This window comes from Exiguobacterium sp. s133, from assembly GCF_018618595.1.
Lineage (GTDB): Bacteria > Bacillota > Bacilli > Exiguobacteriales > Exiguobacteriaceae > Exiguobacterium_A > Exiguobacterium_A oxidotolerans.
In genome coordinates, this window is record NZ_JACSMK010000012.1 from 1 (window position 1) to 14,627 (window position 14,627).

The 14,627-nt window shown below is 39.1% G+C and carries 15 protein-coding genes; 12 read left to right on the plus strand and 3 right to left on the minus strand.

The genetic code is table 11. The features are described from left to right. Window positions 1–92 precede the first annotated feature (92 nt). Window positions 93–287: a hypothetical protein gene (locus tag KNP96_RS13785; protein ID WP_214771191.1), complete on the minus strand. Its 195-nt coding sequence runs from the start codon at window positions 285–287 to the stop codon at window positions 93–95. A 1-nt stretch (window position 288) separates the two neighbouring features. After that, window positions 289–828: an AAA family ATPase gene (locus KNP96_RS13790; protein WP_214771194.1), complete on the minus strand. Its 540-nt coding sequence runs from the start codon at window positions 826–828 to the stop codon at window positions 289–291. A 511-nt stretch (window positions 829–1,339) separates the two neighbouring features. Here KNP96_RS13790 and KNP96_RS13795 point away from each other — a divergent pair. Further along, window positions 1,340–2,581: a hypothetical protein gene (locus KNP96_RS13795; RefSeq protein WP_214771196.1), complete on the plus strand. Its 1,242-nt coding sequence runs from the start codon at window positions 1,340–1,342 to the stop codon at window positions 2,579–2,581. On the opposite strand, the gene KNP96_RS13800 is transcribed toward KNP96_RS13795, so the two are convergent. Further along, window positions 2,484–3,482 (minus strand): tyrosine-type recombinase/integrase, encoded by a 999-nt coding sequence (locus KNP96_RS13800; RefSeq protein WP_214771198.1) that lies wholly within the window; start codon window positions 3,480–3,482, stop codon window positions 2,484–2,486. The genes KNP96_RS13795 and KNP96_RS13800 overlap by 98 nt on opposite strands. A gap of 139 nt (window positions 3,483–3,621) precedes the next feature. On the opposite strand from KNP96_RS13800, the gene KNP96_RS13805 reads away from it, so the two are divergent. The 11 genes from KNP96_RS13805 to KNP96_RS16970 all read left to right on the plus strand — a co-directional run bounded on the left by KNP96_RS13805 (window position 3,622) and on the right by KNP96_RS16970 (window position 14,564). Continuing rightward, entirely contained in the window at window positions 3,622–5,850 is a 2,229-nt protein-coding gene (locus KNP96_RS13805) for an AAA family ATPase (protein WP_214771200.1), read from the plus strand. 183 nt (window positions 5,851–6,033) lie between these two features. After that, window positions 6,034–7,593, plus strand: coding sequence for a hypothetical protein (locus tag KNP96_RS13810; RefSeq protein WP_214771202.1), 1,560 nt, complete (start codon window positions 6,034–6,036; stop codon window positions 7,591–7,593). A 132-nt stretch (window positions 7,594–7,725) separates the two neighbouring features. Then, the gene (locus KNP96_RS13815; protein WP_214771204.1) at window positions 7,726–8,031 is read left to right on the plus strand and encodes an HU family DNA-binding protein; all 306 of its coding nucleotides are present in this window, start codon (window positions 7,726–7,728) and stop codon (window positions 8,029–8,031) included. Next, window positions 8,028–9,239 carry a PhoH family protein gene (locus KNP96_RS13820; protein ID WP_214771206.1) on the plus strand — a complete coding sequence of 404 codons (1,212 nt, stop codon included), beginning with the start codon at window positions 8,028–8,030 and terminating at the stop codon, window positions 9,237–9,239. The genes KNP96_RS13815 and KNP96_RS13820 overlap by 4 nt, the downstream gene beginning before the upstream one ends. A gap of 19 nt (window positions 9,240–9,258) precedes the next feature. After that, complete coding sequence (locus KNP96_RS13825; RefSeq protein ID WP_214771208.1) at window positions 9,259–9,540, plus strand: hypothetical protein; 282 nt, start codon at window positions 9,259–9,261, stop codon at window positions 9,538–9,540. A gap of 1,661 nt (window positions 9,541–11,201) precedes the next feature. Beyond that, window positions 11,202–11,402, plus strand: coding sequence for a hypothetical protein (locus KNP96_RS13830; RefSeq protein WP_214771211.1), 201 nt, complete (start codon window positions 11,202–11,204; stop codon window positions 11,400–11,402). After that, window positions 11,402–11,596, plus strand: coding sequence for a YonK family protein (locus KNP96_RS13835; protein ID WP_214771214.1), 195 nt, complete (start codon window positions 11,402–11,404; stop codon window positions 11,594–11,596). Before KNP96_RS13830 ends, KNP96_RS13835 begins: the two co-directional genes overlap by 1 nt. Before the next feature lie 4 nt (window positions 11,597–11,600). Then, window positions 11,601–12,785, plus strand: a complete 1,185-nt coding sequence (locus KNP96_RS13840; RefSeq protein WP_214771218.1) for a metallophosphoesterase — start codon at window positions 11,601–11,603, stop codon at window positions 12,783–12,785. 14 nt (window positions 12,786–12,799) lie between these two features. Continuing rightward, window positions 12,800–13,663, plus strand: coding sequence for a hypothetical protein (locus tag KNP96_RS13845; RefSeq protein ID WP_214771221.1), 864 nt, complete (start codon window positions 12,800–12,802; stop codon window positions 13,661–13,663). After that, window positions 13,663–13,974, plus strand: coding sequence for a hypothetical protein (locus tag KNP96_RS13850; protein WP_214771224.1), 312 nt, complete (start codon window positions 13,663–13,665; stop codon window positions 13,972–13,974). The genes KNP96_RS13845 and KNP96_RS13850 overlap by 1 nt, the downstream gene beginning before the upstream one ends. 254 nt (window positions 13,975–14,228) lie before the next feature. Beyond that, window positions 14,229–14,564: a terminase large subunit domain-containing protein gene (locus KNP96_RS16970; RefSeq protein ID WP_353048366.1), complete on the plus strand. Its 336-nt coding sequence runs from the start codon at window positions 14,229–14,231 to the stop codon at window positions 14,562–14,564. Window positions 14,565–14,627 lie beyond the last annotated feature (63 nt).

A 14,627-nucleotide genomic window follows, 5' to 3' on the forward strand; every position in this document is an offset into this window, starting at 1 on the left:
TTTATCTCGATTTTTCAACACGTAGACAACGATTAAACCTACTAGTAGTAAAAGTAATACCCAGACTAGGGTAAACAATACAAGCTCTGTATTCATGCTTCTCGTCCCTTCTGTGAGGCCTTGGAATTGATGTCATCGTATGCTTTCTCAACATCTTTACGAAGCTCATCTAAATAACCCAACGGTCGTGTTCCCATTAGCGTATGTAATTGCTTGATTTCATTCTCACCCAGGAAAAACAGATACTTGTCATTTTCCTCTTGTGCCAACCCGACTAATGTATTCATCTCAAACAACTCCTTTTCGTTTAAATTTAATCGCCTTGCTCATTGTAAGATAAACAGTCAACGGATCGATTTCTCCACTAACCGTATAATCACACTGATATCCATCGATATGCTGCTCAGTCTCATGATTCAAGATTTCATCTGTGACCAACTCACCTTTTGATTCCATTCGTTTCTTTCGAACTTCGTCACTAGTGACTACCTTAACCAAGATGAATCCATTTTCTCTAGCCCACTTATATTCATTAGGCTGTCGAAGATCATCAATCACGATTCGTTTGTATCCATTCTCTTTAATATCTTTCTCAACTTGCTTTACCCAGACATCTGGATCAATCTCTCTCATCTTCTGTCCGAACCCTTGATAGAGCTCTCTAGCTTTGACATCTCCTTCCGGTTGGAATATTTCATGTGCATACTCCTTCAACCGATGACCGAATGACATCTTATGTAAGTCCTGATACCCTGCGAATAAATCAGCCAATGTACTCTTACCACTTCTCATCTTACCGATGAACACAATTCTTAATCCATCTTCCATTAACATCTTCCTTCCTTCATTTGATATTTTAATTGTACTTTTTAATTTAAAGTTAGTCAACTATTCATCTTATTACTTCTGATCAGATGATTGAATCCAATTTGAAGCAAATAATAATCGAGGACACTTCAGCTTGCTGATGTGGACTAACGACAACGAAGCTTTAGCGAGTTGGAGCTGCGAAGCCTACTTCATATTAATTAACCAGTCTATTATCTAATGTGAATTAATCTAATATTTATTCTAAAAAGAGTTGGTATATTCACTAACGTGAATATCCCCTACCTTATGAGCTAACGCTCAACGGTTAATTATTATTTATTTGATGTGTAATTGGATACAATTTCAATGTAAACATAGTTGGTCTATAAGGGTTTATATGTATTAATATTATGCGCAACTATGTTTACATAAATTCTCCTCTGTGCACACTTGCCGTACAGATTGTTTACAAGACCTCTTTAGATGTGTTAAGTTTACACTACTATTTAATTTAAAGGGAGATGTTTATATGATTTTATCCAAGCTAGAAGCAGTTCAGCTTTTTGGTAGCGACAAACAAAAAGCTCATTTTCAGAAATACAATCGATTCGTTAACAGCAATCTTGAGCAATCGCTTTTCAAAACTCTTCAACAAAACTTCGAGACTGTTGATCGTATAAAAAAGGGTCGAGGGTTCGAGTATCAAGTTTTAAATAAAAAAGAACAAATAACTCCAAGATTAACAAAGACTTCTCATAATGGCAGTTGGAGCATTCCTTACACTTTTGATCTAGATAAGATCATGCTGATTCATCTTACTCAAGAGAACATATCGGGAAGTATTGGGAGGGTGGCCTACGACTCTTCTATTTATATTTCGGACAATCAGTTCCAAGTGACACGATCCTTCAAATCTCCATCGGTGATCAAATATATTTTTGGAGAAACCAACCCTTATGTCATTGAGTTCGTCACCAATCATATCAAATCCATCGAACAAGAAGTCTCTCGGTCTTTATCACGATTACATAAATTAGGCTTAATTAATTTAAAAATTTCTTATAGAGCGGTAGATAAGTCTGACAATACTAGCTCAAACTTCGTAGAACTAAACGACGAACTTGCAGATGCCTATCTTCAAAAGCGAAAAGATATTCTTTCAGAACAGAATATTAGTTTGTGGTTCGCCAACAGCTCTCCCTCAGACGATAAATCTAATCAATACCATGAAAAGCATTTAGATTTAGTCAAAAATAAAATATCACCTTTGGCCAAAAAAGATTTTTCAGCTTCATACATTTACAAGCATTATTCCGCATCTCTAGCAAAAGAAGTGAAAGATAATCCCGTCCAAAGATATGAAGATCTGATGAGCCTACAGAGCGACTCTAGAGATATGGCCGAACTCATAGAGAACTTTAGATTAGCCAGAAAGAAGCACCTATTAAAAAAAATGATTTTGAAACTTGAACAAATTGCCGAAAAAGAGAAGCCGGAAGTCGATGAGGATGGAGACGAAATTCCTGTTTTTAGAAACACAAGAAATGACTTAATGGATATCTTTTACGACATGGTGATCGACGGTACTGTTAAAAAATATGTCATTTTGTTTATTGAAAAATTATTCAAAACAGAGATGCAGCAATTTGAAGAGACTAATTCCGACGAGGATGTCACTTCAAACGATTCATCAATTGAATTTGGAATGACCGATCCATCGTTTTTAAAAGACCAATTAGATCCTCCTTCTCCATATCTTCCAATGCAGTAAAATCTAGCTCCTTCCCGATCATAAGGGACGGGGCGTTTTTTAAATCATCATTCTTGTCTAGGTAGCGCTCAGTAGTCGCAATGCTTTGGTGCGCTCCCTGCTTTTGAGCTTTCGCTGTATCGTGACCAGTCATCATATAGACTTCATTGACTCCGCATTTCTTAAGGCTATGGAAGACGATATTACGGTTTTCAGGGATATTCATTTCATCGCAAAGTTTACGAATCATGTTTCGCGTAGTTTGAGCTGTCATTTTGAAGATGGGTTGATTCGCGTCGAATGGCATTACCTCTCTCACAGACGCATACACGTCGTCTGCAATGGCCTTTGTATCACGCTTGCCACCCTTACCTACCGTCGTCACTGTCCACACCCCATCGACCTGTTTAAAGCTGTTCTTCGTGAGATTCAGTAGCGTGTCTACACGGAATGAAGTGACAACAGCCAATCGAATCAAAGCACTCTTAGCTTTGCCGTTTTTGTGGTGTCTTGCAAGTCGAGCCATCTCTTGAGATTCAGCAAACGTTAGTACGCCGTATGACTCTTCTGAAGAGTGAGCCGACTCCGTATCGAAGACCGTCAGATCTAAGCGATATGAACCCGCGCGATTGATGTACTTCATTAGACTTCGAATCGAAGACATCTTCCGGTTGACAGTTCCACCTTTGAATCGATCAGTAATATAGAGATTGTAACGGTCGATCTCCGCTACCGTGAAAACTAAGTCGCTCTCATTCAATTCTTCGAAAGACTTGTTTCGTGTTGCCATGAAAAAATCAGCAGCATCTTTTTTGTAAGCGATCATTGTAGACTCAGACCTAGACGACTTTCGATCTAAAAACATCTGAATATGACTCATTACCGACTTAGTTTGTAATTGAACGACTGCTGATTGTTTCACGTGAAACACTCCCTTTTTGTTTTCTATAATTTTATTATAGCAAATTTATTTATTAAATCAACATAAAAATTATACTTTTTAACTTAAAAATAGTATAATTGAGATATTCCAAAGAAACACGTCGAGAGGATGAAGATGCTTGTCTATCAGAAAAAAAATGACGTTTCGTATTAAAAAGCTAATGTTTTCTTCTCCTAAAGAGGACACAAATTATAAAATATTTATTGGAACAAACAAAGAAGACGGTCAAGAGTATAAGATACCAGCATTCATAGACTATATTGAGACTGGGAAAGAAGTTACTGGGTACTTTACATTTACTAATCACGCTAAATATGGAGATCAATATACGCTAAACTCTTTGCTTGACTACGATATCGAAGAGAGCGAGATAGAAAACGTGTTAAATAATCTTATAGGGAAAGTTGCTACGAAAAATTTATTTGCAAAAGAATCTCGAAAATTAGATGCATATAATGCAATCATACATAATCAATATGATTTAATTTCTCTTAGTGGAATCGGAGAAAATACGGTTAAGAAAATAAATAAAAGAATCGATGAGAAATTAGATTCAATCGTTCTAATGTCAATTTTAAGTGAATACGGAGTTACAGAGAGTATGGCTTCAAAGATTTTAAAATCATCTCCAAGTTTAAAAAAATGCGTAAATATAGTTAAAAATGACCCTTATGAACTGCAAAATATAAAAGGGGTAAGCTTTAAGTCTGCGGATAAAATCGCCGCTTCTGCTAATAAAGACTTACCGCTAGAGGTTCGCGCTAGCGCTGCTGCAGAGGGTTTTATTACGGAATCAATGTCGAATGGTTCTACTTATGTGGGGGTTAAGAATCTACAAAAAATAATTTCAGAAAAAATGAAGATGGAAAATGTTCCAGTCGACCATTTGAAAAACAATCATAAATTCTACGTTGATGAAAAAATCATTGCTCTAAAAAGTAGCTTAGCCTCAGAAAAAACGATTGCCCAAAACTTCTATCGCAAACTTCAAGAAGAACCAAGCTTCCCTATGGATAGAAGTCAGGTTGAAACCTTTATCCTAGGTTATCAAGAGCGTAACGACATTGCCTTCACCGATAGTCAGAGAGAATTCTTACACCTATTCGCAGAAAGCCCAGTCGTCTGTCTGCTTGGATATGCCGGTACAGGAAAATCTGCTATGCAAAAAGCGACAACAGAGATGTGCAAAGCTGTGGGTTGGAACATCATTCAAGCAGCACCTACTGGTCGTGCGGCTCAGGTGATGAAAGAATACACGAAGATTGATTCTTCTACCCTTCATCGAACCTTCGATATCGGATTCTCTGGGGATGACAATAATAAAAAAAATACTGTCAAATCAAAAGGTAGGGAGAACGTCAAGTTAGATACCGAGGTTTTACTTATTGATGAAGGATCAATGATCGACATATTTGTAGGAAGAATTATGTCTGAAGGAATTGAAAAAGTAAAAAAGATTGTTATCGTCGGAGATCCTGAACAACTACCATCTGTTGGAGCGGGTCGATTCCTCCAGGATTTGATTGATGGAGGAGTACCACACGTAGAGTTAAAAGATGTCTTTCGTCAGTCGGAAGGTGGAATCTTAGACATGGCAACCAAAGCGCGACACGGGAAAAATATTGTCCCTTCTGGTTCTAGTAAAGCTGTCAAAATGGGGAAAGACGCTATTTTTCATGAAACAGACAAAGACAACATCGAAAAAGCAATATTGCATTACATGAATTTGCTCACAAAGAAAAATCCTCTTAGCGAAATTACTATCATCACACCCAAGAACGTAGGAGACACGGGAACAGAGAAGTTGAACAGAATCATTCAAAATAAGTTTAATCCGGCGTCGCCAGCGAAAAAAGAATTAAAATTCGAGGAAACAACATTCCGTAAAGGAGACACTGTTATATGTAATGAGAACTCCTCTATGGACAACAAACAGATTAACAATGGAGAATTAGGAATAGTAGAGGATGTAATAGTTGTTGAAAAAGTAAACAAAAAAGGCGAAGCGTATAGTTATTCTTGTTTAAGAATTGACTTCAGTGGCACAGTTGTCCACTTGGCAGAAGGGTCGCTCGGTAAACTGAAACTTGGATATGCTATTACGATTCACAAAATGCAGGGATCTTCCAATAAGACAATTATCATGATTGCAGATAAATCCAGTACGTACATGTTGAATCGACAACTGATTTATACAGGACTCACTCGTCCTCAAAAAAAGTTAGTTCTTCTCGGAGACGCACAGACCATTAACATGGCCGTAAAAAAAGACGGGTCAGCTAAACGAAACACAATGTTAGGAACATATTTAAAACAATTAGTACAAAATAAGGAGATATTACATTGAAACATACATACACTTGCAAGTCTAAACGACTGTACGATTTTTTAAGAGCACAAGGATTCGTTCCAGAACTCATCGCACGAGAATTGCATACGGAGCTGCCTATCAGCCTCTTCGTTAGAAATACAGCTTTTGAATCAGCGCTAAGTCAATGGTCAACACAATACAAAACAGGAGGTGAAGCAAATGCCGTCGCTTAATCGAGAGGATCGTGTATTAGCTTACACAGAAGAAAACAATGTAGTCATGGTAACATTCGAAGAAATTTATGTAGGAGAGAAGTTCCAGTTAGAGGACGGAACACCGGCCATCAAGTTAGACGAGTATACATACAGTGTCGCCCGATTCGACGGCATCCAATCAATTGACAATCCTTATGAGTGTGACGTCGATATCCAAGAGATTCGGAAGTTGGTCAACAAGAACTTCGATTACGATTTAAAGTATGGAGCTGAACGCTCAGCGCTCGTTAAAGAACTAGTGGCTCAAGTAGACTTTATTCCAGATTTGATGTCAACGACACGAATCATTCAAAAGGAGCAGAAAAAGTCTACTTCTCCCCTAGCGGAGAACAGTGCATTAGATAAGACATACGATTCGATTGCTGACTACATCTTATTTACGAAGTATGATGATCAGCAGCATGAATTGGACGAAGATAGCAAATCGCTTGAGAACCCTGTCTACGGAAAGCAGACATATGACAAAGAATACAAGTTCCTGAAAGATCTCAGTAAAGACACACGTCAGATCCTTACTGATTCGATGTCTATGCTAGAACATCAAGGTGTCTTTGCTTCAGAAGAAAAGAAGCTGATTCTCAAGCGTTCTAACTTTAACTTTAAATTCGATAACAGTCGCTTTGATTCAGAGTATTGGAAGCGAACAGTAAAAGGGAATCCTATCCCCTACTACAGTGAGTTGCCAACGAACATCAACAACGAGACGTATGAGTCATTCAAGAACGGCGTCGAATATATGAAAAGTTACTTAGGCCTCAGCGGAACGAAAGAAGAAGTGCAGCAACGCGAGATTGAAATCAAAGAAATCCTTCGTAAGAATGGCGAAGGAAAAGACCTCCCAGAATCATTCGATGTGAATCGTCAGTATACTCTTCTTCGTAAGACGTATAGTGAGTACAAGGGTAACTTTGAAATCATGAAAGAACTACTCTGTAAGCCTGTTACGCTCTCTCCAGAGTCAGGTCGGGCTGTGATTGATATCTATTCAGACACTTGGTACGAAACGTCTGACGGAGAGGTTGTCGAGCTATCTAAGAATCAATTACGAATGGCCGACGTCAATCTCTATAAAGCGATTCTCCCACTGTACGCAGACTTGAAAGACAAGTACGAAGGAAAGTACACGTCGGACTGGTACTGGTTGCTATTCGAAGTCGAACGCTTGATTGAGAAGACAGAGTTTACAGAAGAGGAAGCCCAGATCGTCAAGTTGATCACGACGATGAAGCATACGCAGCAGAACGTTGCTGAACACCTCGACTTGAAACAGCAATATGTTTCTCGCCTACTCTCAACAAGCATTCCTAAGAAGCTCCGCGAGACATACTTAGATGACATGGAAGAATGGGTCTATACATATAAAATTAAAGGAACATACAAAACATGCTCGACATGCGGAGAAGTTAAATTGATTTCGAATGATCGTCACTTCGGAACGAATAAGCAATCTCCTGACGGAAAGAACGCTTCTTGTCGGAAATGTCGGTCAAAATCTAGATATTGATTCCTTTAAAACAAAAAGTGCGTAAAAGTTCTGTTTTATCACCATATATAGTGTAGGGGTGTAAATCCGGTATCTGTCGGCCAACAGGTATTGGGTTTGCACCTATTTTAATTCCAGAGAGGAAGATGATGAATGAATCGCTCAGAATTTGCTGAAATCTTTGCAAAAGATATCGGACAAGACAAGCAAGTCGCAATTGAATTAGTTAGTCTTGTAATGGAACGACTATTGAAAGAAGTTTTGAACAACGGAAAAGTTACCTTCTCTAATTTCGGAGCATTTGAATTAAAGACACGTAAAGCTACCGTCCGTAAGATTCCAAACACTGGAGAGCCAGTTATTGTACCAGAACGTCATACAATCGCCTTTACGCCGTCACGAGAAATCAAACGACGTGTTAACCAACGCCTCAATAAAGCGCCAGGTACGAACGTATGACAAAGAAATTTATAGTTGACACCAATGTATTGTTGAACAATATCTCAGCACTTAACCCAAATGAAGTAGTCATCACGATCATGTTGATGCAAGAAATCGATAAGCATAAGTCGAGTAACAATCCTGACTTGGCGTATCGTGCTCGCGTTGCACAACGTTGGATTCAATCGAACCAAAAGAACCTTACGTTTGATTTCCAACCGTATAGCGAGTTAAAGAAACTTCTCAAGAAAAACAAAGGCTATGATCCACGTTATATCGACAATCACTTTTTAGAGTGTCTATTGCAAAATAAAGAATATGGTCTTATTTCTGAAGACCTCAACTTAGCGCAACAAGCCGAAGCATTCGGCGCTACAGTAAAAAGCATGAAATCAGTTAAGACTGATATTTATAGCTATAAAGGATACCGTAAGCTGGATCCTAACGAAGATGCTGATGTTATCGCTCGTATTTACGAAGGTGATGAGTCGGTAGCTACAGACTTGGGATTACTACTTAACGAATACGTCATTGTATACGATCAGAAGAAATCGTTTGAGAAAACGGTCTTTAAATTTGATGGTGAGATTTTAAATCCAATCACTCTACCTCATCGTTCGATTTTGAGTCCACTTAACGCAGAGCAAGCTTGTGTGTTGGATGCTTTAAACGACGATAGCTTAACAGCGGTATTCGTACTTGGTCTTGCTGGCTCAGGTAAGACAATGATGTCCGTTAAGATGGCACAACATAAGATTCTTCGCGAGGGTACATACACAAAAGCAGCGCTTATTCGTAAAGCAGACTTCTCTAACGTCGGTTTCTTACCTGGTGGTCACGATGAAAAGATGGACGTTTTCTTCGAACCATTTGCTCAACATCTCAATGATCCTCAGAAAGACATGGAGAATATGGTTGCCAACGGACAGCTTACAAAACATGAAGTTGGATTCACGAAGGGTCTCAGTATGAACCACACTCTCCTATTAGTGGATGAGTGTTCTGACTTAAGCATCAAAGAAATCAAAAACTGTGGAACTCGTGTCGGTGAAGAATCGAAGGTTATCTTTACAGGTGACTACGCTCAAACAAATGATTCATTCGTTAAGTCGTCTGGGTTACTTGATTCCGTTGATCGTCTTAAAGGTAAGGAAGGTGTCGCTGTCATCGTATTGACGGAAGATCACCGCTCTCCTACTTGTCGTGTATTTGCTAATAGTTTGTAAGAAGAAGGAGAGAATGAATATGAAAAATGAAGTTGTACAACACTCACATTTCTTAACAGAAGATACAGATGCAATGTATACATATATCGAAGCCATTAAGACGCTAGGTCTAAAACCAGAAGTAGAGTTAAAGTTATCTCAGTCTCACGGACACAAATATGTATTTCATGTAGCAGCATTGAAGCCAGTTGTAGCCAACGGTGTATATATTGATTCTGGTTCTTTCACTTTAAAACCTGGCGCTGACGCAAAAGCTCTTGCTTCCATTATTACTGCTTACTCCGCAGGTTCACGAATTTGACCGTTCAAACAGTTCTTTTATCCGACCTAAGCAAGTCATTAAACTACTTGGTCAACAGCGAACCTTATCGACCTGTTCACGCAATGCAAGCGATCATAGTGATTAAGCGTACTTTAAGCACGCCGCCCATTGCGGTCTTCCATTAAGCAAAGGCCTGCTCCATATGGTCTAAAGGATCTGGGGAGACCCTTTTCCAATGAAACCTGAGCATGTTCGCAAACTACTCGATCTTATGAATGATGCGTGTTGAGAAGTTCAAAACATCAATAGACACGCAGTTTCAATCTGGTGTCAGAGCACCATTAACACTGTAACTTATTGCTGGACATAAGAGCCAGTTTGTTGGCGGGCAACGGAAAAACCCGATACAACTACCGGACTACGTGTGCCGGACGTCGGGCAGCGACATAAAATACTCTGTACTCATGACATATTTGTTGAAAGCTAAATCAACTAAAAAAATTAAGCTTGGTTTTCTGTGTCCATCACACAGATTAGGTGACAAGATTTAGCAGGTGGAATGATTTCACCAACACTCGCTCCTAGTGGGCGGGTTATTTTGTGACCATCCAAGAATCGCTTACGAGCCCCTTGGTCAAATATTTTCAGGTGTCTCAGGACAACCCGCGCTTCTTGAAGTGCAAATTCGGCAAGACATTAGATTTTAGTGGCAGATTCGTTTGTCACGATTCTTCGGAGTCTTACTTGATCTGACCTTGGTAGGTCATAAAACTGCCCTTTTACTTTTCGGTTGTGCGAAAAGGAGCTCCATCGGCAGACTGTGAGAGCTACCCGTGACTGAACACATAAACTTCAGTAATCTCATTGGCTAACAGTGATGATTAATTATTGAGTGAGCAGACGACGCTTGATCCGGTATGGCGGCTCCAGTTTTGATTTGGAGAAAAATAATACCAAGACCGCTATCCCCCTAAAGCCAGCGAGGGGCTTCGTCTATCTTTTTATGAATATGATGGTCATTCGATTCGTTGAATGACAGCTACGAATATCCCGACCTGGACAAGTCGCTAAACTGTAAGGATGCAACACCTCGAAAATCTCAGGGTGGCCTACTGCCGTGATCTCCCTGTATTTTAAACAGGGCTTTCATTCCAGAGGTTACGAGTACATAAGGAGTTGCACATCCTGTATCTTTCGATACAAAATGTGCCCTATAAAATACGCGGTCTATAAAAAATAGCTGCGCAAGTAATCGGTGTGGTGCAGAGGAGCTCCACGTTAAAACAGAAACCCTCATATGGTAGATGTGGTGAAGAGCACTCTCCATGTAAAAAAAAGAAAGCTCATTCGAATTAGACATGAACCCGCCAGGCCTCTTAATAATGCCGACCACGGCGGGTCTTTTTACATGTTCTATTGCAGGTGAAATTGCATGTCTATTTACCACCTTATTAACCTCTTATTACCTTCTTATTTACCATCTTAAAGATGTTAATATTGCTGGTAATGTGCATGTTAATAATAATGGTAATGTTACTATTAATAAACTCGTTAACATTATTGTTAATATTAATGTTAACATCTGAAAAACCCATTGAAATAAGGGTTTTATCTACATATCAAAAAAACTATACCGTTCCATACGGTCTTTTTTTATGCAAAAAAACAAAAAAATTTAACTACGAAAAGGACGATTAAAGATGAAACAAGAATTACTCCATCACCAATTATCAGTATTAGAAGTGTTTGCAAAAGTTAACCAATCAGGACACAAATGCAACACAGAGATCAAAGAGTTAATCGAATCAATTACAAAGACACTCGATGAAGTCGAACTTGAAATTATTGAGTCTCATGAAAAAGATTCTGACAAAGAAGAAGGATACGAGGACGAACTTTAATGGCTGAGGTAAAACACAGTATTTCACTTAAAGGTGTCATTGATGTTGAGGAAATGACAATCACTGAGATCGTAAAAGACGAAGAAAAGACATACAACTTGTTAGAAGTTCTCGGACGATTTGATGGGCAAAACGCAACACTATCTATCGTAGAAAAGGCTTCTCTTGACCCTATCGACGAAGAAGAGGAGTGACTACATGTTTGACTTAAAACGATTAAACGAAGAATCCGCTCAAGAATATCAATATCGTATTTGCGATAACCGCGATAAGTATGGTTTGAACTGGGTGGAAGTAGCAAAAGTTCTTAATAAAGAATTCGATCAGAAGTACGGCGAATCTAAATATCGCAAAGAGTTCGCGGCCTTTAAAGCTGGAGTAGAACATGCAAAAGAGAAAGCCATTAGCACAGACGAAGCTCTATTTGAATTAGAGCAGAAACGAGTCGAAGCAGAAAAAGCAACAGTTCGTCTACGAGATCAACGACGCGAATACAAGAAAGATATTCGTGATGTAGCTCGCGTAGAGAAGATTCATGATGATTTACGTGCAGAGATGCAGCGATTAGCAGAAGTTAAACCAATGATTCGTGACTGGACTCCTTATAAAGCCAGTGACCGCGAAGGTCTTGTCGTCCTATCGGATTGGCACTTTGGTATGACCGCTGATAACTATTGGAATACCTTCAATCCTGAAGTGTTCTATGAGCGCGTCTCTTATTTAAAAGAAAAAGTAATTCAGTACGGCCTAGAAAATAATATCAAGAAATTACATGTCGCCACTTTAGGAGATATGGTATCTGGATTCATCCACGAGACAATCCGCATCGAGAACGCTGAAAATACGGCCGTTCAAACTATGCGTGTCTCAGAAGTCATCTCTGAGTTTGTTAATGCTCTCAGCGAATACTTTGTTATCGAATACTACAACGTTCGAGGAAACCATGATCGAATCACTCCTAAGAAAAATCTTTCTTTGGCGTCCGAAAGTTTCATGGATATTATTCATTGGTACGTTCAATCACGATTAGAAAATAATAAAAACGTTACATTCCATAAGAATGAAATCGACGAAGAAATTTGTACGATTCGCATTTTCGACCAGTTACTCTATGGAGTACATGGACACAAAGATCGCCCACAAAGTGTAGTTGAAAACCTTACGCTTATGACTGGCGTTAAACCTTCAGCAATTCTAATGGCTCACCGCCATCATCACTTCGAGAAAGAAGTTCATGGTGTCGATATCATTCAGAACGGTTGTTTAGGTGGCGTCGAGGAATTTGCGAAAGATATTCGAACAACAAGTAAAGCACATCAAAAGTTCATGGTCTTCGAAAAAGGTATCGGTCGCTTGAGTACGTACAATATCGTCCTCAATTGAAATGAGTGATACATATGGCAAGAAAAACAGATCGTTTTAGTGACTTAAAACAGTCGCTCGGAACAAAGACTTCCAGTAGTGCTGCGACTAAAAAATGCACATGCTGTGAAGAAGATAAGAAATTCAATGAATACTATAAAGTCTTCTCTCCTCTCTTTAAGGACGATTTATTCCCGACATGCAAAATGTGTATTAAAGACCTGGTTGATACCAGTTCTTCTTTATCCATTTATGACATGCTTCGACGAATGGATCGTCCTTTTATTGTGGAGAAGTGGGATGAAGTAAAAGAAAAGAGTCCTGAATCTGACTCTCTATTTGGTCTGTATCTCAAGTCTATCTCTGCGGTTACACAGTTGTCTCTCACATGGGAAGACAGCATGTTCCCGGACGATGATGACGCTGAAAATATCGCAGACCTCAATAGACGTTGGTCAGGGTTTACTTACACAGAAAAAATGATTCTCGAAGAGATGTATCAGGAGATGTTAGGTTCATACGATTCTAGTTCTCCGATTCAGCGAGACATCTATAAGAACATCTGTGTAGCTCGTCATAAATCAAACATCGCTATCGCTAAAAACAACTCAACCGACTTTGAGAGATTTCGGAAGGTTATTAGTAGCTTAATGAACGATGCGAAGATTAAACCGGTTCAAGAGACTGGATTTGATGAGAACTCAACCGCTACATTTGGTCAGTTTATTGAGAAGGTCGAGAATGAAAGACCTATCCCTGAAGCAACTGGTGAATTTAAAGATGCAGACGGAATCAAGAAATACATCAATAAGTGGTTTACGAAACAGATGCAAAGAGCTCTTGATTTGCGAACTAAAAACGATGACATCGAAGAAAAGATAAAAGATGGTGAGTCGTAATGGGCGCATTTCAAGTTAACCGGAACAAAAACAAAAGCGGTGGAAACATCTATACCAGAGAAAAAAAGCAACGTAAAGATATGCCAAAGAGTAAGAATGAACGCCTGAATGAAGGTGTTCTTGTTTGGACTTCTTTCTACAGAGCAAACCCCCACCGTTTCATTAAAGATTACTTCGGTATCGAGTTAAAACTCTTCCAGAAGATATTGATTTACATGATGTTCCACAGTGACACAGTATATTTTATTGCCAGTCGAGGGTTGGGTAGAAATGCCCCGCTACATAGAGATATGTTGAGGACAATCGGGTAATATCGGTGAACGCTAAGTCTTAATCGATAAGTGAATACCGAGATAAAGCACACTTTAAAAGGTGTGGCTCATCGTAACGCGTAGTGGCGAAACTGATTATCAGAATATAAGCCACCAAGAGTATCCGACACCTTGACGTAAAGTCGAAGGTGAAAATGTACGCTGAACTAAGGGTGAATTGACATCCTGTAATGCGAGGAAACTCCTAGAAGGTAGAGATAAAAAGCTCTATCGATAACAAATTGAAATCCTATTTGACTGCGATTTACTGTATTACAAGATCTGTACTCTTTCCGCGAAACAAGACTGCGATTATCTCAGCTACAAAGAATCAGGCCAGGATGATCGTCACAGAAAAGATACAGAAGGAACTCATGCTGTATCCGAATGTGGCCAGGGAAATCAAAGATATAAAAAGTAGTGCCGGGAATACGGACGTATTCTTCCATAATGGTTCTACAATTACAGTCGTTCCAAACAACGATAATGCTCGTGGTATTCGTGCAAACTTATTGATTGCCGATGAAGCGATTCTTTTGAAGGTAATGCTGCCTCGTATATCGAGTGATCGGTATAGGACATGTCTCTAAAACCAGTAACCCCTAAAGCTTATCTACTACAATAACTGATGAAACAAGCAGCTATGAATGTGA

What these genes read in the sequence shown, in the direction of transcription:
- KNP96_RS13845 (WP_214771221.1), top strand. Translation starts at nt 12,800, where the DNA reads ATGGCAAGAAAAACAGATCGTTTTAGTGACTTAAAACAGTCGCTCGGA.
- KNP96_RS13785 (WP_214771191.1), bottom strand. Translation starts at nt 287, where the DNA reads ATGAATACATTAGTCGGGTTGGCACAAGAGGAAAATGACAAGTATCTG.
- KNP96_RS13815 (WP_214771204.1), top strand. Translation starts at nt 7,726, where the DNA reads ATGAATCGCTCAGAATTTGCTGAAATCTTTGCAAAAGATATCGGACAA.
- KNP96_RS13835 (WP_214771214.1), top strand. Translation starts at nt 11,402, where the DNA reads ATGGCTGAGGTAAAACACAGTATTTCACTTAAAGGTGTCATTGATGTT.
- KNP96_RS13820 (WP_214771206.1), top strand. Translation starts at nt 8,028, where the DNA reads ATGACAAAGAAATTTATAGTTGACACCAATGTATTGTTGAACAATATC.
- KNP96_RS13790 (WP_214771194.1), bottom strand. Translation starts at nt 828, where the DNA reads ATGGAAGATGGATTAAGAATTGTGTTCATCGGTAAGATGAGAAGTGGT.
- KNP96_RS13825 (WP_214771208.1), top strand. Translation starts at nt 9,259, where the DNA reads ATGAAAAATGAAGTTGTACAACACTCACATTTCTTAACAGAAGATACA.
- KNP96_RS13830 (WP_214771211.1), top strand. Translation starts at nt 11,202, where the DNA reads ATGAAACAAGAATTACTCCATCACCAATTATCAGTATTAGAAGTGTTT.
- KNP96_RS13840 (WP_214771218.1), top strand. Translation starts at nt 11,601, where the DNA reads ATGTTTGACTTAAAACGATTAAACGAAGAATCCGCTCAAGAATATCAA.
- KNP96_RS13850 (WP_214771224.1), top strand. Translation starts at nt 13,663, where the DNA reads ATGGGCGCATTTCAAGTTAACCGGAACAAAAACAAAAGCGGTGGAAAC.
- KNP96_RS13795 (WP_214771196.1), top strand. Translation starts at nt 1,340, where the DNA reads ATGATTTTATCCAAGCTAGAAGCAGTTCAGCTTTTTGGTAGCGACAAA.
- KNP96_RS13810 (WP_214771202.1), top strand. Translation starts at nt 6,034, where the DNA reads ATGCCGTCGCTTAATCGAGAGGATCGTGTATTAGCTTACACAGAAGAA.